Source organism: Bradyrhizobium australiense (assembly GCF_013114825.1).
Classification (GTDB): domain Bacteria; phylum Pseudomonadota; class Alphaproteobacteria; order Rhizobiales; family Xanthobacteraceae; genus Bradyrhizobium; species Bradyrhizobium australiense.
In genome coordinates, this window is record NZ_JAAVLX010000004.1 from 335,895 (window position 1) to 354,520 (window position 18,626).

Here is an 18,626-nt window from a genome sequence, read left to right on the forward strand (position 1 = left end):
TGTCAATGAGGCGATGTGGTAGTTACCTTCTGCTGCAATCAGCGCCGGTGGTTATGTGTCCCTGCGTTCGCAGGGACGACATAGAACTTGTGGGCCAACTACACCTTCTCCACCCCGCACCATTCCGCGATGAACAGCGCCGTCGCTTTGGTCGACTTCCGTAGCGAGTCCAGTTCGACATATTCGTTGAAGCCGTGCATTGCCGCGCCCTTCGCACCGAAGCACAGGCTCGGGATGTTGTAGTTCAACCCGTAGAACCGCGTATCCGTCAGCGCGGTGAACGCGCGGTCCGGCACCGTGCCGCCAAAGACGGCGTCGAACGCTTTTGCGAAAGCGGCTTCCGGCTCAGCCGAGTTCGTCAGCTCATAACCCTCCGACAAGAAGCCCGACCATTCGACCTGCGGCGGATTGTTGGACAGGAATCTGTGATCCCGCGCGGCGGCCGACACGCAGGCCAAAATCTCCTTCTGACATTCCGCGATCGACCAGCCCGGCAGGACCGCGATCCGGCAATCGACGTCGCACCAGGCCGGCACGCTGGAAGCCCAGTCGCCGCCCTTGATGATGCCGGGGTTGAAGTTGAGCGGATGTGCGACCGCCTTGAAGTGGCGGTCCGCCTTGGCGCGCTCGTTCCAGTCGGCCTCGAGCTTCTGCAGCGCGTTGATCAGATGGTACGCCGCCATGATGGCGTTAGCCCCCGCGCCGGCCTCGAACACATGGACCGGAAAGCCGCGCACCTTGAGGCGAAACCAGATCACGCCGACCTGCGAGCGCACCATGGTCTCGCCGGTCGGCTCCGGGATGAAGCAGGCGTCCGCGCGGTAGCCGCGCTGCAAGGTCGAGAGCGCGCCAACGCCGGTCGACTCCTCCTCGATCACGGATTGAAAATGGATGCGCGCCGTCGGCTTCAGCCCTGCAGCCTTGATCGCGTCCAGCGCATAGAGCGCGCCGATGGTGCCGGATTTCATATCGCAGGCGCCGCGGCCGTACATCTTGCCGTCCTTGATGGCGGGCGAGAACGGCGGCGTCTCCCACATGTCGAGCGGCCCGGCCGGCACGACGTCGCAATGACCCTGCAGGATCAGCGATTTGCCGGTATTGGTCGCCGGCCGATACGTGCCGACCACCGTCCGCGCTTTCGAGAAATCATGCTCGATCGGGCCGAAGCCGCGCAGATCCTTCAGATCTTCGACGTCGATATGCCAATCATCGACCTCGTAGCCGCGTTGGCGCAAGAGATCGCCGATCATGTCCTGGCACGGCCCTTCGGCGCCGCGGGTCGAGGGAATCGCAACGAAATCCCTTGTCGTCGCCAGTTGCGCATCGAAGCCGGCATCGACGGCGTCGAGGATTCTTTGTTGCGTATCGGTCGTCATTGCGGCAGCTCCAGTCAGGAATAGGAAATCGGGAGTGCACACCCTACCCCGATCTCAGCCGCCGGCGTAATGCGCATAATGCGCATCCCGCAATGCATCTTCGAGCGGGCGGCCCTCCGAATATCCGCTCAAGGAGGCCGGTCGCTCGACGCCGTCGAGAAGCCGCGGACAGGGTTCCGGCCGACCCAGCACAGTGCGTACCGGAATGCGCTCGGCATAAACAGGCAGTTCATAGTCCTCGTCGTCGTCAGCGACGCCCTTCGCCCTGATCTTGGCGGACGCCTGCTCGATTTCCATCGCGATCACCGACGTCGCCTTGACCTCCTGCGCCGTGCTTTGTCGCAAGCTCGCGGTGCGATCGGGGAAGAAACGGTCGACCATGGCGACGAGGGCCCGTTCCTTCTCGACCTGATCGGTGACGAGATAGGCGGTGCCGAAGGCCATCACCGCGCGGTAATCCGCCGAATGGTTGAAGCCGCAGCGGGCCAGCACCAGGCTGTCGAGATGTGCAACCGTGAGGCAGACCTTTTGACCCTCGGACTGGTTTCGCAGCATGCGGCTGGCGCTGCTGCCGTGCCAGTACAGCCTGCTTCCCTCCCGCCAGAAGAACGTCGGCGTGCAATAGGGCTGGCCTTCGATCACGTAGGAGACATGGCACAGCATCGAGGCGTCGAGCAGGCCATGGACCGTGGCGTGATCGTAGAAGCCGCGATCATGGCGGCGCTTCACCTGGTTGCGCGGCGATAACGGATACACATCGGCAGTCACGGCTTCGGTCACGGCAACTCCTATTCGATTGGTGAGCGGTCGTTGAGCGTTGTACCGGCCAATTTGGTCTGCGATAGTGCCAATTCCATGCGAAAAATTCCGACCAATTCTCCGCCGTCGCGACGTAAGCCCGAGTTTGCACTCGACCTTTCCGGTCCGCACGTGACGCCGGGCGCCTCCTCCCAGCACCGGCTGTATCAGGCGCTGTGCCACGCCATTACGGGCGGAATCGCAAAGCCTGGCGAGCCGCTGCCGCCGTCGCGCACGCTGGCCAAGCAGACCGGCTTCCGCCGCAATGCCGTGACGTCAGCCTATGAGCGGCTGATCGCTGACGGCTTTGCCGTAGCCACCGTTGGCTCCGGCACTTTTGTCGCCGCGCGTATTCCCGCCCGTATCAATGACGCACGGAAGACGAAGATCGCGATCGACGCGCCGCAGCAGGGCCCACTGGCGCTCGGCTGCACGCACATCGACGAAAGGGCGCTGCAGCGCTTCAGGGCATTTGCCGGCCGGCGCATGCGCGCCTTCGGCGCCGAGCACCTTCAGTACGGCGACCCCAGGGGCAGCCGCGAACTCCGCGCTGCGATTGCCGATCATTTGCTGTCGGCGCGTGGGCTGCGCTGCGATCCGGACCAGATCATGCTGACATCGGGAACGCAGCATGCGCTGCGGGTCGTGCTGGGCGCGATCCTCAAGGCCGGCGATCAGATCTGGTGCGAAGACCCGGGCTATCCCGCCGCGCGAAGGGCGATCGAGCATTGCGGCCTGCGCCCCGTCCCAGTGCCGGTCGACGCTTCAGGCCTGATCGTGGCCAGGGGCCGGGCCCTCGCTCCTTCGGCGGGCGCGGCCTATGTGACACCGTCGCACCAGTTTCCGCTCGGCGTACAGATGTCGATGCCGCGACGGCTGGAATTGCTCGACTGGGCCAGGGATGCGGATGCCTTCGTGATCGAGGACGACTACGACAGCGAATTTCGATACGACGGCGCGCCGTTGCTTTCGCTCGCCGGTATCGATCATCTCTCGCGCGTCATCTACATGGGCACGTTTGCAAAGACATTGTTTCCCGGACTGCGCATCGGCTATTGCGCGCTGCCCGAGCGGCTCGTCGGACCGGTGACGACCGCCCGCGCCGCGCTCGACCGTTTTCCCGGCACCCTGCTGGAAGGCGCCGTCGCAGACATGCTGAATTCCGGCGCGTTCGCGGCCAACCTGCGCCGGGTGCGCGGGATGTATCGCGAAGCGCGTGACGTGCTGGCATCGACGTTGTCGGCGGCATCGGATGAGCGACTGTCGGTGCCGGTGCCCTCGCAGGGGCTGCACCTGGTCGCACGGTTCGATCCCTCAACCGATCCGCTGGTTGCCGCAAAGGCAAAGGCTGAAGCCGGCGTCGCAGGTTGGCTACTGGCGGAAACTTATTTCCGCGCACGCCCGCTTCCGGGCTTCGTCCTCGGCTTTGCCGGCCACCCGCTGCCGCAACTGATCGCGTCGGCCGAGCGATTAGCGAAGTCATCGCTGGCCGCCTTGCAGGCAAGCCGGAAGCCGAACAAGGGTGGAACTGGCAAGCTCAAACGGCTGAAGGCCGCAAGCTGACCGTTCTCGCCGGCCCGGCGCTCTATCAGAATCGCAGCCGCGTCACTAAGCTCGATGTTCAAAATCAACTTCACGAACGGAAACACCCGATGCTCGGCCATCGCTACGTCTCGTATCTCGTCATCAGCGCATTGATAGTGGGCCTGCTCGGCCATGCAACGATGGCCCTCGCCCAGGCGTTCTCGCGCGAGCAGGACATTGTAGACCTGCGGCTCGGCCAGCGCGTTCTGGTCGACGATGGATCGTGCCCGGCGGGACAAATCAAGGAAGTCCAGGGCTCGCAAATGACGACATCGGGCGTGCTCCGCACCCGCAAGTGCATTCCGCGGCTCGGGACGAAGAAGCGATAGCAGCGACTGCCCGAGCTAAAACATGCCGTTGGTGTTGGCGGCCTTCTCGGGAATTTCCTGCACGACATCCCAGTGCTCGACGATCTTGCCGTTCTCGAGCCTGAAAATGTCGACAATGGCGCGGCCCCGCGTCCCCTTCTCGCGCATGCTGTGAACGTGCAGGATCACGTAGTCGCCATCCGCAAGCGCACGCTTGATCTCGCTGCGGGAGTCCGGGAATTTCTCCCGCAGGAAGCTGAGGAAGGCCTTGAAGCCTTCGATGCCGTCCGGCGCGGTCGGGTTGTGCTGGATGTAATGCGGCCCGAAAAACTTCGCGGCGGCCTCAAAGTCCTTCCGATTGAGCGCTGCATCGTAAAACTCGAGTACGGCCTTCTTATTGGCCTCCTGCGCCGCTCCGTCGGCAGCGAATGCCGGCGATATGGCCAGCGACAATAGGCCGATCAGGCCGATAAAAAGCGATCGCATGACAGCTCCTTTGTGCAATCGGTCTCGATGCCGAGTCTAACTTACCAGCTTCCATATTTGGCGACGACCCCGCGCCACAGCGCATCGCGTTCCCGCGCCAACGGCTCCTTGCCGACGCTGGCGTTCTTTGCTGCGGCGGTAATGACCATCACCAGCTTGAGTTCGGGATCGACGAAGATCGACTGCCCATAGACACCGAGCATGGCGAACCGGCGCTTCTCACCCGGAAACAGCCAGAACTGGTAGCCATAGCCGAAATAGGGCGTCGCCTTGCGCGGCGTGAACGCCTCGGGATGGCGGCGCCAGTCTGTCGCATCGAGCAGATAATCCTTCGGCACGATCTGCTTGCCATCCCGGGCCCCGTCGTTCGCCAGCAGGATGCCAAGGCGACCATAGTCGCGCAGCACCGCGTTGAAATTCCCCGAGCCGGTTTCCGTGCCGTCCTTTATCCTGACCCAGCTCGCATCGGCCTCCGCGCCCATCGGGTGCCACAGGCGGGTCGTCAGATATTCGCTGAGCGAGGTGCCGGTCACCGCGCGCAGCAGCAGCGTCAGCGCCACGGTCTGGTTGGACGCATAGTGAAAGCGCGTCCCCTGCTCGACCTCGCGCGTCGTGAATGCGCGCAGCGCCGCGACCGAGTCCTGCGTGAAACGGATCTTGTTGAATTTCGCCAGATCATCCTTGCCGTCATAGACCTCCAAGAACGGCGCGCCGGACGCCATCCGCAGCATGTTGCGGATCGTCGTCTCGCCATAGGGATTGCCGGCGAGACCAGGCACGTATTTGGCGATGGTATCGTCGAGCGAAGCGATCTTCTTTTCGGCCAGCGCCATCCCGACCGCGAGGCTGACGATCGACTTCGCCATCGAATGCGAAACGAAGCGATTCTCCGGCTTGCGGTCATATTGATATCGTTCGGCCAGTATCTCGCCGCCCTTGATCAGCAGAAAGCCGGTGACGCGCTGGTGCGCCAGGAAGTCATCGAGCGAATAGCTCTGCTTGTCGAAGCGATATTCGATCTTCGGCTCGACAGACGTCCGGGGAAGCGGCATCGGCGCCGATGACTTCGCCAGCGTGTAGTGGGGAAGTATCCTGTCGACATTGCTGAACGACCCGACCCGGACGCTCTCCTCATAATACCAGTTGGCGCGCGTGCCGATCGGATAGCCGGCCGCCTTCCCCAATAGATCCTCGTCGGGCGCCGCTCCAGCAGGAAACACCAGCGCGAACAGCACCGCGCATGAAAGCAGGATTCGTCCCGGCTGCATCGACAGGCCCCGCGTAGATCATCGTCACCATGCCTTACAATGGCCGTCACCGGCATGTCGAGCCAGCGGCGATCAAGGGTCTCTGCGGAGAATATTTGCGGAGCCGCACCTACTGGTTCGTCGCGGGCTCGAACATGCATTGCAGCGTCGGCTTGGCGATCTTGGTGAAGGTCGGTCCGATCTCGGATTGCTTCGACGCCGGCACCCACGCGGTCTCGATCGTCGGCACCCCGGTCTCGCTGATGCCGCGCAGCAACGCCTCGCGCAAGTCAGCATCTTCCACGGTCGCGGCGGCATAGTCGTGCAGGCAGCCGCAAACGCTTTCGGGATGCGCCCAGCGTCCGACCATATGGGGCGCGCAGAGCCGCACGAATTCGCCGCGCGGATCGGGCACCTTGAAGAGCGAACGGAACGAGGTCTGTGGCGGCTGAAACTGGACTTGAGCCTGCGCCACGCCGCTGAGAAGGAACGAAGACACGATTACGGCAAGGCAGATACGTGCGAACATACAGGGCCTTTATTGGCGAACTTCTTGCAAAGGATCCGCCACGCTCACTTGGCGGCCAAGACCATCGGCTGAGATGCCTGGGCCGCAATCGGCGAGCCATTATAGGCGAAGGTACCGACACCCGGCAGGGTCTGATCCGAAGAACCAGCCATCGAGGGACCAGCCAGGATGAACGCCAAGGCGAGGATGAAGCTGGTGGTCTGCATCTGACTGTCTCCAGTTTTCCGTGGCCGGCTGTGCACGCCGTCTCGTTGGTCACCCAGATAACCGTCGGCCGTTTCCGGACATCTGCGCCAGAAACGAAAAATGGTTTCGTCGGGCAGGAGAATTGTTTCGTCGGCCGTGCAGGACGAAACAATAGCGAGAAAAGTCCAATGGATTCAGCGAGGACGCTCGCACTTGAGACGTTCAGGCTGAACACCGCAAGCGGCCGTTGCGGCCGCTTTGGCCCTCGTCAAATGGACGAGAACCGCCTCGCTTACTGACAGATCGGATGAACCGAAGCTTCGATCCGGCCGACTCAATCGAACACCACGCAACCTTCCGCGCGTCTGTGCGTTGTGAACCTTCCTCAACAAAGGACAACAGTCGTGGGCAGTGGCAACATCGATGTTGGCAATGACACCCCGACCGGCAAATCCGGCGAGCCGGTGGTTGAAAATTTGTCTGGAAGTAACGGCTCCGAACTGCGGATCGATCCTTCTCTGAAGACAGAGCGCCAAGGAAAAGCCTCAGAGCATCCTGTGGGCGCTTGTGGCGCGATGTCCCAACAAGGCGACGAATTTCGCGGCAATGTCTCTGCGCCGCAGAAATTCGTGCATCTGGTCGGCTGCCGCGACCGCAAGGTCGGGTCCGGCCTGGAGGCCCGCCAATATTCCAATCCGCTCAAACGGTAAGCTTGAGACCCTCATTCCGGATCCGATCTCAGATCCCGAATGGCATCGGGCTTACTGGATGAATTCACCGCATTTCTGAACCGCGGCCTCAGTGGCCCCCCAGGGCATGATCGGCACCGAGGATGTTGAGTTTTTGGGTGAACCCTCGATCAGCCTGTCAGAATAGACCATATAGACCAGCACGTTGCGTTTGGCGTCGCAGCCGCGAACGATCTGCATCTTCTTGAAGAACAGCGAGCGGCGCTGCCGGAACATGTCGTCGCCTTGCTCCAGCTTGTGTTTGAACTTGATGGGGCCGATCTGGCGGCACGCCAGCGAAATATCCGAGACCTCCTCGGCGAGGCCGAGCCAGCCCTTGAAGCCGCCCTTTTCCGGCACCGTGAAGTGACAGGCTACCCCCTCAACCTCGGGGTCGTCGACCGCGTAGGTCGCGAGCTTGTCGTTCGGGCTCAGCCATTTGAAGACCGTCGAGCGCCGGAAGATCAGGTCGGGCTCGTCTGCGGCTGACGCAGGGCCTGCCTGCCACACGGTCAGCGCGAGCACCACCAGGGCCAGACTTCTCCACTTCTTGTCACACTTAACGATGGCCTTGGATGTCATTGATATCTCCGCTGAAGGGCTCTCAGACTATGTAGTGGCAGAAAGCCGCACAGGAAGGCTCCAGGAGGATTTGGGAGGCCGCAGTACCGCCTTATGGATAGCGTCAGATCGAGCCGGCGCCGTTTAACGGAATGTGAGGCTTTTTTGCTACGATCGGGGCGAAAAGCGCTGGAATTAGAAGGCTCACGCTGGTGAACGCTTTTTGCCTTTGCGACAACAAAACGAATAAGCAGGACGGTAGATTCGAGTATCTGGATTTGAGGATTATGCGCGTGAGCGGGCATCGGTTTTTCAGTGCGAGTATTGCGGGCGCGACAATTTCGAAACGGCGATTTTGGCAGATTGCGATGTTGACCGCGGCCGGCACCGTCGCCGCTCCCCAGGCCGACGCCGCCGCCATGTTCTACTGGCAGGATTCCGACCCGAGCTATTACCGGCCCATGCCAACGGTGCAGCCGCGCAAGCCAAAGACACGCCGGCCGTCCACCAAAACCGAGGCGGCCGTCAAGGAGACCAACGCCAAGCCGCAGGGGCCGCTGATCATCGCGGTCTCGATCGACCAGCAGAAGGTCCGCGTCTACGACGCCAAGGGGTTGTTCGCCGAAAGTCCGGTGTCGACGGGCATGAAGGGGCATTCGACCCCGATGGGCGTGTTCAGCGTCATCCAGAAGCACAAGATGCACCGCTCCAACATCTATAGCGGCGCGCCGATGCCTTACATGCAGCGCATCACCTGGTCGGGCGTCGCGATGCATGCCGGCGTGTTGCCCGGCTATCCGGCCTCGCATGGTTGCATCCGCATGCCAACGACCTTTGCCGTGAAGATGTGGAACTGGACCCGGATGGGCGCGCGTGTCATCATCACGCCCGGCGTGATCTCGCCCGCCAGCTTCTCGCATCCATTGCTGGTGGCGCAGAAAGTCGTCCCGCAGCCGCTCATCGCCGACGATCCAACGACAGACGCGCCCGCGGTGAAGGGCGACAAGGGCGCGGACGCAGGTAGTGTGACCAAGTCTGCGAATTCCAATTCGGAGGCGAGCCTCGAGCTCCGGTCGACCGTCGGGCACGCGGCGCCGTTGCGCCAACAGACCCACACCGCAGAGGCCCGCGGTCCGCTGTCGACGATGAACGCCGTCGTGACCATGTCCGATGCAACGCCGTCGGCAGCCAAGGTCCAGCCTGTCAGCGATACGTCGAGTGCGGAAGCAGAAGCGGACGCGCCGAAACCGGAGCCGACTACCCCGGCAGCCGGCGCGGCTGACACCGCGGCCAAGTCAGCCGCGACTGGCGCTGGTGCGACGGATGGCAAGAAAGCATCCGAACGAGCGAACACCGAGGCCCCCACGGCAGCGATCGCCAATGGAGGGCCAGCCAAAGTTGAAGCGCTCAAGGCCGAGGAGACCGAGGCCGCCGAGAAGCCCGCCGAGCCCATCAAGGCGGCCGCCGATGCACCGGCTGTGTCGGTCGTTGCGCCTGACGCGAAGAAGGATACGGCGCGTCTGCCAGGCGCGGAAAAGGCGGCCAGGGCCGAACCGCCCAGGCGTCCCGGCCTGATCGCGGTTTTCGTGAGCCGCAAGGATTCCAAGCTGTACGTCCGTGAGAACTTCAAGCCGCAGTTCGACGTGCCGGTGACGATCGCGGCGAGCGACCGGCCGCTGGGCACGCATGTGTTCACCGCCGAGGCTGACAAGAACGATCCCAACCTGTTGCGCTGGTCGGTGGTCTCGCTGCCGGTCGCGGCCCGCCACTCCGCGCGGATCGATAATACCGATCGTACCGCACGGCGCGGCAAGATGGCAGCGCCCGGTGAGCCAAAGCCGCTGCTGGCGGCAAACAGCCCGGCCGAGGCGCTGGACCGCATCGCCGCCGCTCCCGAGGCGATGGCCCGGATCGCCGAGCTGCTGACCACCGGCAGCTCGATCATCGTGTCCGATCACAGCATCAACACGGGCGGCGAAACCGGCGAAGGCACCGATTTCATTGTCCCGCTGCGCACGGTTCAGCCATAACGGCTTGTTGAGGGGCAGCAGCCCGCGCGTTGCGCTATGCTTCGGCTGTTGGACAGCAGCCCGAGGCTTTTCATGATGGACCGCAGGAGCGTGATGACCGCGGCGCTGGCCGCGATCGCCGGCATGGCCTCGAACAGGCAATCCCTGGCACAGGCCGGCATGAGCCGGATCACGGCTTACGCGTTTTCGTTTCCGGGATTGTCCGGCGGCGACATCAGGCTTTCCGAATTTGCCGGCCGGCCGATCCTGATCGTCAACACCGCTTCGCTCTGTGGCTTCACCCCGCAATATGGCGGCCTGCAGGAATTGTGGACCGAGTTTGGCGGCCGCGGCCTGATGATCGTCGGCGTCCCCTCCAACGATTTCGGCGGCCAGGAGCCGGGCGGCGCGGCTGAAATCACCGCGACCGCGCAGACCCATCACGTCACCTTTCCGATTGCCGCGAAGGCCGTCGTCAAGGGACCGAACGCGCATCCGTTCTACAAATGGGCGGCGGAGGCGCGGCCGAGGGATGTTCCACGCTGGAACTTCCACAAATACCTGATCGGCCGCGACGGCTATATCGCCGACGTCTTTCCGGAATCCATCGACCCCGTAGATACACGGGTGAAAACCGCGATCGCGCGGGCACTGGCCGCTTCCTGAAATAACGGTTCGGGGACAATTCGACCGCGTGTGATCGCAGCGGTTGCGTTGGCGCGCCCGCTCCAACTAGGCTACTGTGCGTCGGGGGATGGAGGCAGACTGGACGACGGCAACGCCGCGACCGGGTGCGGGATTCGAATTTAAGGAAAACAAGATGCGTATTGCGGCAGGGATGATCTTTGCAGGCGCGGTTTCGCTGTTGGCATCAAGCGCGGCGTGGGCGCAGGTACCACCCGCTAAAGGACTGACCGCGCCTCAGGCTGCACCAGTTCCCGCTCCGCCGCCAGCGCCCGTCTTGACCCGGCCGCCCTGCAACAATCCCAACGCGCTCGGCATCGGCCGCACCGTCGAGATCGATACCACGGGCGGTCCCGGTTTCGGCTTCGAACATTTCAAGGAGCTCGATTTCCTTCGCGACAAGGAAGTGGTGCTAACCTTCGACGACGGCCCGTGGCCGGTGAATACGCCGTCGGTCTTGAAGACGCTCGCGGAGGAATGCACCACCGGCATCTTCTTCCCGATCGGCAAGCATGCGACGTACTATCCCGAAATCCTCAAGCAGGTGATGGCGGCCGGCCACACCATCGGATCGCACACCTGGTCGCACGCCGCCCTCGTCAACAAGAAGCTGAACGAGCAGCAGCGCAAGGATGAAATCGAGAAAGGTTTCAGTGCCGTGAAATGGGCGCTCGGCGGCAAATCGCCAGCGCCGTTCTTCCGCTTCCCCGCGCTGCAGCACCCGCCGGAGATGGTGACCTATCTGGGCACCCGCAACATCGCGATCTTCTCCTGCGACCTCGATTCGTTCGACTTCAAGGCGAGCAAAGCGGACAAGGTTATCGAAACGGTGATGCACAAGGTCGAAAAGCTGGGCAAGGGCATCATCCTGATGCACGACTTCCAGAAGCACACCGCGGAAGCCCTGCCCGAGCTTCTGAAGAAGCTGAAGGCCGGCGGCTACAAGGTGGTGGCGATGCGCGCCAAGACGCCGGTGCAGACGATTGCGCAGTATGACGAAGACATCGTGAAGGATCTGAAGCTGCCGACCGTGAGCTCACGTCCTGTTTCCAGCGTCGTCCAGACGATCTCGGAATAACGCTGCGCGATACGTCCCCCGTGCCGGCGCTGCGCATCGAAGGCTATGTTATCGTCTCGGCGGACGGCATGCTGGCGGATGCGCGCAACGTCATGCCGGACGAATTGAAGTTCGAGGGCGACAAGGCGTTTTTCACCGCCGCCCTCGACCGCGCCGATCTGATCGTGCACGGGCGCAATTCCTACGAGGACCAGCCGAACTCGCCCCGGCGCAAGCGGATCATCCTGACGCGGAAGATCGATGCGATTGCGCCCGATCCGACCAATCCAAAAGCTACGCTTTGGAATCCGGTGGGCGCTTCGTTCGAAGCCGCCTGCCATCATGCAGGCGTAGATACCGGCACGGTCGCCGTGATCGGCGGCCCCGGCGTGTTCGGCATGTTCATGGACCGCTACGACGTGTTCTGGCTCTCGCAAGCGCCGCATGTCCACCTTCCCGGCGGCGAGCCTTGCTTCCCCGGCGTGCCCGCGCGTTCGCCGCAGGAAATCCTCGCCGCGCATGGCTTGCGCGCCGGCGAGCCGCAAATGCTCGATGCAACGCACGAGGTTACCGTCACGCCATGGCGGCGCGGCGCCTAAGGCGTCATCCTTTTGTCCAACCAACCTCGACGTAAGCCAAGCGCGGCCAGAGATTGCTTGACAGCGCGCGGGCGTGGTCCCAACCTGAAAAGAAAAAAGACACATATCATCATCGGGAGGACCACAACATGTTGAGGTACGCTTCAACCATGGTTGCAGCGGTGACTCTTGGAATGGTCACCGTCTTTGCTGAACCGGTTTACGCTCAAACTGCAGAAAAGCCGCTAGTTCTAAAGGGTCAGTCGACCCACCCCGCATCCTCGAACTTCCATCTCATCTTCAAACTGTGGGCAGAGACCGTCGAAAAAATGACGGCCGGGCGCCTGAAGATCGAGACGCTACCGGCGGGAGCGATCGTGCCTCCGTTCGAGGTATTCGACGCCACGTCCAAGAACGTTCTCGACGTCGGCATGGGGCCGTTCGGTTATATCCTCGGCCGCAACACCGCGACGATACCGATGTCACACGGACCGCTCTACGGCATGGACGGCTCGGACTACTGGGCCTGGTATTATGACGGCGGCGGCATGAAGCTGCTCGAGGAGTTCTATCGCGACGTCCTCAAGCTCAACGTCGTCGGCTTCCCGATTCCGACCGACTACCCGCAAGGGTTGGGCTGGTTCAAGAAGGAGATCAACAGCCTCGGCGACCTCAAGGGCATGAAGTACCGGATCTACGGCATCGGCGCGGAAACCTACGGCCGGCTCGGCGTTTCGGTCGTCACCATTCCCGGCGGCGAGATCGTGCCGGCGATGGAGCGCGGCGTGATCGAGGGCGCCGAGTGGATCAACTGCGAGGAAGACAAGAAGCTCGGCCTGCACCAGGTCGCCAAACACTACTATACGCCGGGCATGCATGAGCCCGTCACCGGCGGGCAGTTGATGATCAACGGCGACGTCTGGAAGAAGCTCACGCCGGACTTGCAGGAAATCATCAAGGTGGCGAGCGTCTATGCTACGACGCAGCGCAACTTCGCCTTGAATCGGGAAACGGCGCAGGCCTGCCAGGATCTGATCAAGGCGGGCGTTCAGATGCATCGCACGCCCGACGAGATCCTGAAGAACTTCCTCGACGAGTGGGAGAAGATCCAGACCGAGCACGCGGCAAAGAACCCCTTCTACAGGAAGGTGATCGACAGCCAGAAGGCTTACGCCGAACAGATCGTGCCGTTCAAGCTCTCCTGGTTCCCGCCGTACAACTTTGCCGGCGAATATTACTGGAAGAACAAGATCTACCTGACCAAGAAGTGATCTCTCTTCGCATCTAGCGGAGCTGCTGGCGTCCCGCCAACGGACGCCAGCACGGCCTGAAGAGGTTTGATCATGTCGTCAGACTCCACGAGTGCTTCGGTCCCCGGCAATTCGGACGGCGAATTTCCGCGCGCGTTTTACGCGACAATACGCCTGGTCGACGGCTTCACTGATGTCACCGGCAAGCTCATCGCCCTGTCGATGTTGTTTCTGGTCGTGACGATCTCCTACGAGGTCGTCATGCGCTACGGGTTCGGCGCGCCGACCATCTGGGTCTATGAATCGAGCTTCATGGTCAACGGCGCGGCCTTCATGTTGGGCGCCGGATACGCGCTGTTGAAGGGCGCGCACGTTCGCACCGACATCTATTGGGAGAATTACTCGGAGCGGACGAAGGGCATCGTCGATCTGATCTCCTATCTGTTCCTTTTCTATCCGGCCATGATCATCTTCATGCTGATCAGCATCGACGACGCCTGGCATTCCTACGAGACCGGCGAACGGTCCCAGGAAAGCGTGTGGCGCGCAATCATGTGGCCGTTCCGCGCCACCATTCCGCTGGCTGCCGTTCTGCTCATGATCCAGGGCATCTCCGAGGTACTGAAGTGCTGGTACCAGGTCCGGTTCGGCCGCGAGTTCGTACACAAGGAAAAGATCGAGATATGACCGGACTCGAGCTCCTCGGACTTGCCATGCTCCTGGTGATGCTGGGAGCGATCTTCATCGGCCTGCCGATCAGCTTCACGCTGCTCTTTCTGGCGCTGATGTTCGGCTATGCCGGCATGGGAGAGCGCGTCTTCAACCTCGCCTACCTGCAGACCATCGGCCTCATGAAACAGGACGAACTCGTCGCGGTGCCGATGTTCGTTCTAATGGGCTTCATCTGCGACCAGGCCGGACTCATGGAGCGGCTGTTCAAAGCGTTCCGCGATCTGTTTGCGCCGCTCAAGGGCGCGCTCTACGTGGTCGTCATTCTCACGGCGACGCTGTTCGGGATCGCCGCCGGAACCGTCGGCGCAACGGTTGCCCTGCTCGGCATCATGGCCGGGCCGATGATGATCCGCTCGGGCTACGATGTGCGGATGTCGGCAGGCGCCATAGCCGCCGGGGGCACGCTCGGCATCCTGATCCCGCCATCCGTGATGCTGGTCGTGATGGCCCCCGTGCTCGATATCTCGATCATCGATCTCTATGCGGCCGCATTCGGCCCGGGCTTCCTGCTGTCCGCGATGTTCATCGCCTACACCCTGATCCGCTGCCACTTCAATCCGAAGCTCGGCCCGCCGGTCCCCGTCGAGGAGCGGCAGGCTTCGATGCGGATCGTGCTGTGGGAATGCCTCGTCGGTCTTGTGCCTGTGACCGTGCTGACGATTGTGACGCTTGGCGCCATCCTCGCCGGCATCACGACGGCGGCGGAGGCGGCGGCTTTCGGCGCGCTTGGCGCGATCCTGCTCGTTGTCGCCTATGGCAAGTTCACATGGCGCGGCCTGCTCGACGCCTGTTACGCCACGCTGGCGACGACCAGCATGGTGCTGCTGCTCGCGGTCGCCTCCAACGTGTTCGGCGCCGTCTTCGCATGGCTCGGTACGGCGACCTGGATGACCAAGGCGCTGCTTGCTTCGCCGCTGCCGCCCTGGGGCACAATGTCCCTGCTGCTGACCCTGATATTCCTGCTCGGCTGGCCATTCGAATGGCCTGCGATCGTCTTCATCTTCCTGCCGATGCTGGCGCCCGTGGCCAAGGGGCTTGGCTACGACATGGTCTGGTTCGGCTGCATCGTCGCGGTCGTACTGCAGACCGCGTTCCTGTCGCCGCCCGTCGCCATGTCGGCCTACTATCTCAAGCAGGTCGTCAAGGAATGGAATTTGAGGCTGATCTACCGCGGCATGGCCGACTTCATGGTGATCCAGTGTGCGTGCGTGGCACTGGTGCTGATCTTCCCTGCCATCGCGATGTGGTTCCCGCAATGGCTGCAGGCACGCCGGGTAGCGGCACGCACCGCGCAGATCGAGTACGTCGCGCCGCCGTCGAGCGCCACTGCGACGCTCGATGGCCCACGCATGGCGATCCGGAATTTCTGACTTCGCCTATGTCGGCCGCCATCCAATTCAGATGTCCCCGTAGGCCGGCTCATTCGGCCGCGGACCCTTGCCGTAGCCTGCGATCATGAACAGGGCGCCGATGAGCGACAGATTCTTCAGAGCGTCGATCAGCGTCTTGGCATTTTCGGGCGCCGGCTGATTCCAGAAATCGTGGAAATAGAAGGTCGCGCCAAGCACGAAAAAGATCAGCAAGATCGCGAAGAAGCGCGCGCCGAAATTCACCGCGATCATCAGGCCGGCGAGGATTTCGAAACCGCCGACGCCGAGCGCCAGCAATTGGGGGATCGGCATGCCGGTCATCGTTTCGAGCTGCGAGATATAGGGCGCGAGCAGCGCCGGAATGCTCACCTTGGATGCGATGAAGTCCGCTGTCTGCTGCATTGCGAAGAGCTTGGTCGCGCCCGTGTACATGAAGAGCACGGCGAACAGGACTCGCCCGAAGGTAACTAACGCTGGCATGGGATCGGCCTCACTGAATGGCATGCAAAGGTAGCAGGCGGCGCGAAACGATTATGGGCGTTTCGTCTCCGCTTTTCAAACGCTCAAAATCGAAACCATCCGCGCAGCAGCCTGCGCGCGCCCAACCAGACCTTCCGATAGAAGCAGAACCAAGGCGCTTTCTTGATCATAGCTTTTCAAGCGAAGCATGGCCGGCCTGATGCGGGGGCCAGTAGCGGCCCGTCTGAAGAAATCCCGCCAGAACAAAAGGCTGGATCCCGGCTTTGAATTAGTCTGAACCGGAATCTAGCCGAACAAGGTTGGCTGCTGACGGCCGGCGCGCTCCTGAGCTTCGACGGCGGCAACCGCCGTCATGTTGAGGACACCGCGCGCCGTCACCCCTGGGGTGAGGATGTGCGCCGGACGCGCCGGGCCGATCAGGATCGGACCAACGGGAAGCGCGTCCGCCAGCGTCTTGATCATCTGGTAGGCGACGTTGGCGGTGTCGAGATTCGGCATGATCAGGATGTTGGCATCGCCTTCCAGGTTCGAATGTGGCAGCACGAGTTTTCGCGCGGCGGCCGAGAGCGCGGTATCGCCCTGCATCTCGCCGTCGGCCTCGATCTCCGGATGCTTTTCCTTCAATAGCGCGGTGGCACGGCGCATCTTGCGCGAGGAATCCGTATCATAACTGCCGAAGTCGGAATGTGACACGAAGGCGACGCGTGGCTTCATGTTGAAGCGCTGGACATGGGTTGCTGCTAGCGACGCCACTTCTGCTAACTCCTCGGCGCTCGGATTCGGACGCACCTGGGTATCGGCGATGAAATAGGAACCCTTGCTGGTGATCATCATCGCCAGCGCCGCGAAATCGCTTACGCCGGGCAGGAAGCCGATGATTTCACGAACATGGCGCAGATGACTCATATAGCGGCCTTCGACGCCGCAGATCATGGCATCAGCCTCGCCGCGCACCACTGCCAGCGCAGCAATCACGGTGTTGTTGGTGCGAACCACGGTGCGCGCAGCCTCGGGCGTGACGCCGCGCCTTCCAGCCACGTCGATATAGGTCTGCACGTAGGAGCGGTAGCGCGGATCGTCTTCCGGGTTGACGAGGTCGAAATCCTGCCCGGCCTTGATCGAGAGACCGAACCGCTTGATCCGTGCCTCGACCACGGACGGCCGCCCGACCAGGATCGGCCGCGCCAGTTTCTCTTCCAGCACGACCTGCGTCGCGCGCAGCACGCGCTGGTCCTCGCCCTCGGCATAGATCACGCGAACCGGCTGGGTCTTGGCCTTGGCGAACACCGGCTTCATGACGAGACCGGAGCGGAAGGCGAAGCGCTCCAGCAGCGCGGTATATTCCTCGAAATTCTTGATCGGACGTGTGGCGACGCCGGATTCCATCGCTGCCCTCGCCACCGCCGGCGCGATGCGCAGGATGAGCCGCGGATCGAACGGGCTCGGAATCAGCGAGCCCGGGCCGAAGCCTTGCGCCTCACCGCTGTCAAAGCCTTGCGCTACCGCATCCGACGGCGGATCGCGCGCGAGTTGCGCGATAGCGTCGACGGCTGCATGTTTCATTTCCTCGTTGATCCCGGTGGCGCCGACGTCGAGCGCGCCGCGGAAGATGAACGGAAAGCACAGGACGTTGTTGACCTGGTTCGGAAAGTCGGAACGCCCGGTGCAGATCATCGCGTCGGGGCGCGCTTTCCGCGCCTCCTCCGGCATGATCTCCGGGGTCGGATTGGCCAGCGCCATTACCAGAGGCTGGTCCGCCATCGACTTGACCATGTCTGATGTCAGCACGTTCGGCGCGGATAAACCTAAGAAAATATCCGCGCCGCCGATCACATCCGCCAGCACGCGCGCGCTGGTCTTCTGCGCATAGACCGCCTTCCAGCGGTCCATCAGCGTGTTGCGCCCTTCATGCACGACACCGTCGATGTCGCAGACCCAGATGTTCTTGCGCTGCGCGCCCATCGACACCAGGAGATTGAGGCACGCGATCGCCGCAGCGCCGGCGCCCGAGCAGACGATCTTCACATCGGGCAATTTCTTGCCGTTCAACAACAACCCATTGACGATAGCGGCACCCACAATGATGGCCGTACCGTGCTGGTCGTCGTGGAACACCGGGATCTTCATGCGCGCCTTGAGCTGCGCCTCGATCTCGAAACATTCCGGTCCCTTGATGTCCTCGAGATTGATGCCGCCGAAGGTCGGCTCCAGCGCAGCCACCGTCTCGACCACCCGCTCGATCGTGTCGGCGGCGATTTCGATGTCGAACACGTCGATCCCCGCGAATTTCTTGAACAGGACTGCCTTGCCCTCCATCACGGGCTTGGATGCCAATGGGCCGATATTGCCGAGCCCCAACACCGCGGTACCGTTGGAGACCACGGCGACCAGATTGGCGCGGGAGGTCAGCGACGCCGCTTCGGCCGGATTGTTGGCGATTTCGGTGCAGGCCGCCGCCACGCCCGGCGAATAGGCCAGCGCGAGGTCTCGCTGGTTGGCAAGCGGCTTGGTCGCCTGGATCTCGAGTTTACCGGGCCGCGGCAGCTGATGATACGCCAGCGCCGCAGAACGCAGATCTTCAGAATAGGACGACATGTAGGCTCCCGCGTTTCCGGTCCCGAACTCTTGTCTTATTGATACTTCCAGATCAGGGTCAGTTTTCC

Annotated in this window: 19 protein-coding genes; 10 read left to right on the plus strand and 9 right to left on the minus strand. The window is 62.5% G+C overall.

Features of this window, described 5'->3' with window-relative positions:
* Positions 1–98: 98 nt before the first annotated feature.
* Together HCN58_RS13650 and HCN58_RS13655 are read right to left on the minus strand one after the other, a co-directional pair.
* A complete protein-coding gene (locus HCN58_RS13650) occupies positions 99–1,376 on the minus strand; it encodes an ArgE/DapE family deacylase (RefSeq protein ID WP_171579882.1) in 1,278 nt (425 codons plus the stop codon).
* A gap of 54 nt (positions 1,377–1,430) precedes the next feature.
* Positions 1,431–2,156 carry a pyridoxamine 5'-phosphate oxidase family protein gene (locus tag HCN58_RS13655; RefSeq protein ID WP_171579883.1) on the minus strand — a complete coding sequence of 242 codons (726 nt, stop codon included), beginning with the start codon at positions 2,154–2,156 and terminating at the stop codon, positions 1,431–1,433.
* Between the two features lie 75 nt (positions 2,157–2,231).
* On the opposite strand from HCN58_RS13655, the gene pdxR reads away from it, so the two are divergent.
* Together pdxR and HCN58_RS13665 are read left to right on the plus strand one after the other, a co-directional pair.
* Positions 2,232–3,737, plus strand: coding sequence for a MocR-like pyridoxine biosynthesis transcription factor PdxR (gene pdxR, locus HCN58_RS13660; RefSeq protein ID WP_171579884.1), 1,506 nt, complete (start codon positions 2,232–2,234; stop codon positions 3,735–3,737).
* A gap of 89 nt (positions 3,738–3,826) precedes the next feature.
* A complete protein-coding gene (locus tag HCN58_RS13665; protein WP_171579885.1) occupies positions 3,827–4,087 on the plus strand; it encodes a DUF6719 family protein in 261 nt (86 codons plus the stop codon).
* Between the two features lie 15 nt (positions 4,088–4,102).
* Here HCN58_RS13665 and HCN58_RS13670 read toward each other — a convergent pair whose 3' ends face one another.
* The 4 genes from HCN58_RS13670 to HCN58_RS13685 all read right to left on the minus strand — a co-directional run bounded on the left by HCN58_RS13670 (position 4,103) and on the right by HCN58_RS13685 (position 6,534).
* Positions 4,103–4,552, minus strand: coding sequence for a nuclear transport factor 2 family protein (locus HCN58_RS13670; protein WP_171579886.1), 450 nt, complete (start codon positions 4,550–4,552; stop codon positions 4,103–4,105).
* Positions 4,553–4,593: 41 nt separating this feature from the next.
* Positions 4,594–5,820, minus strand: coding sequence for a serine hydrolase domain-containing protein (locus tag HCN58_RS13675; protein ID WP_171579887.1), 1,227 nt, complete (start codon positions 5,818–5,820; stop codon positions 4,594–4,596).
* A 109-nt stretch (positions 5,821–5,929) separates the two neighbouring features.
* The gene (locus tag HCN58_RS13680; RefSeq protein ID WP_171579888.1) at positions 5,930–6,328 is read right to left on the minus strand and encodes a hypothetical protein; all 399 of its coding nucleotides are present in this window, start codon (positions 6,326–6,328) and stop codon (positions 5,930–5,932) included.
* 44 nt (positions 6,329–6,372) lie between these two features.
* The gene (locus HCN58_RS13685; RefSeq protein WP_171579889.1) at positions 6,373–6,534 is read right to left on the minus strand and encodes a hypothetical protein; all 162 of its coding nucleotides are present in this window, start codon (positions 6,532–6,534) and stop codon (positions 6,373–6,375) included.
* A gap of 384 nt (positions 6,535–6,918) precedes the next feature.
* Between HCN58_RS13685 and HCN58_RS13690 the strand changes: the two genes are divergently transcribed.
* Positions 6,919–7,224: a hypothetical protein gene (locus HCN58_RS13690; RefSeq protein ID WP_171579890.1), complete on the plus strand. Its 306-nt coding sequence runs from the start codon at positions 6,919–6,921 to the stop codon at positions 7,222–7,224.
* A gap of 51 nt (positions 7,225–7,275) precedes the next feature.
* On the opposite strand, the gene HCN58_RS13695 is transcribed toward HCN58_RS13690, so the two are convergent.
* Positions 7,276–7,824, minus strand: a complete 549-nt coding sequence (locus HCN58_RS13695; protein ID WP_171579891.1) for a CreA family protein — start codon at positions 7,822–7,824, stop codon at positions 7,276–7,278.
* A 347-nt stretch (positions 7,825–8,171) separates the two neighbouring features.
* On the opposite strand from HCN58_RS13695, the gene HCN58_RS13700 reads away from it, so the two are divergent.
* The 7 genes from HCN58_RS13700 (at position 8,172) to HCN58_RS13730 (ending at position 15,483) form a co-directional block, all read left to right on the plus strand.
* Entirely contained in the window at positions 8,172–9,833 is a 1,662-nt protein-coding gene (locus HCN58_RS13700; protein WP_235983605.1) for a L,D-transpeptidase, read from the plus strand.
* A 72-nt stretch (positions 9,834–9,905) separates the two neighbouring features.
* Positions 9,906–10,478 carry a glutathione peroxidase gene (locus HCN58_RS13705; protein ID WP_171579893.1) on the plus strand — a complete coding sequence of 191 codons (573 nt, stop codon included), beginning with the start codon at positions 9,906–9,908 and terminating at the stop codon, positions 10,476–10,478.
* Positions 10,479–10,632: 154 nt separating this feature from the next.
* Positions 10,633–11,574 carry a polysaccharide deacetylase family protein gene (locus tag HCN58_RS13710; protein WP_171579894.1) on the plus strand — a complete coding sequence of 314 codons (942 nt, stop codon included), beginning with the start codon at positions 10,633–10,635 and terminating at the stop codon, positions 11,572–11,574.
* Between the two features lie 68 nt (positions 11,575–11,642).
* Positions 11,643–12,152 (plus strand): dihydrofolate reductase family protein, encoded by a 510-nt coding sequence (locus tag HCN58_RS13715; protein ID WP_171580370.1) that lies wholly within the window; start codon positions 11,643–11,645, stop codon positions 12,150–12,152.
* A 173-nt stretch (positions 12,153–12,325) separates the two neighbouring features.
* On the plus strand, positions 12,326–13,402 hold the full coding sequence (locus HCN58_RS13720) for a TRAP transporter substrate-binding protein (RefSeq protein ID WP_171579895.1): 1,077 nt from the start codon (positions 12,326–12,328) through the stop codon (positions 13,400–13,402).
* Positions 13,403–13,474: 72 nt separating this feature from the next.
* Positions 13,475–14,068, plus strand: coding sequence for a TRAP transporter small permease subunit (locus tag HCN58_RS13725; protein WP_171579896.1), 594 nt, complete (start codon positions 13,475–13,477; stop codon positions 14,066–14,068).
* The gene (locus tag HCN58_RS13730; protein WP_171579897.1) at positions 14,065–15,483 is read left to right on the plus strand and encodes a TRAP transporter large permease; all 1,419 of its coding nucleotides are present in this window, start codon (positions 14,065–14,067) and stop codon (positions 15,481–15,483) included. Before HCN58_RS13725 ends, HCN58_RS13730 begins: the two co-directional genes overlap by 4 nt.
* 27 nt (positions 15,484–15,510) lie before the next feature.
* On the opposite strand, the gene HCN58_RS13735 is transcribed toward HCN58_RS13730, so the two are convergent.
* Entirely contained in the window at positions 15,511–15,963 is a 453-nt protein-coding gene (locus tag HCN58_RS13735; RefSeq protein ID WP_171579898.1) for a DoxX family protein, read from the minus strand.
* Positions 15,964–16,248: 285 nt separating this feature from the next.
* A complete protein-coding gene (locus tag HCN58_RS13740; RefSeq protein ID WP_171579899.1) occupies positions 16,249–18,558 on the minus strand; it encodes an NADP-dependent malic enzyme in 2,310 nt (769 codons plus the stop codon).
* Positions 18,559–18,626: the final 68 nt, after the last annotated feature.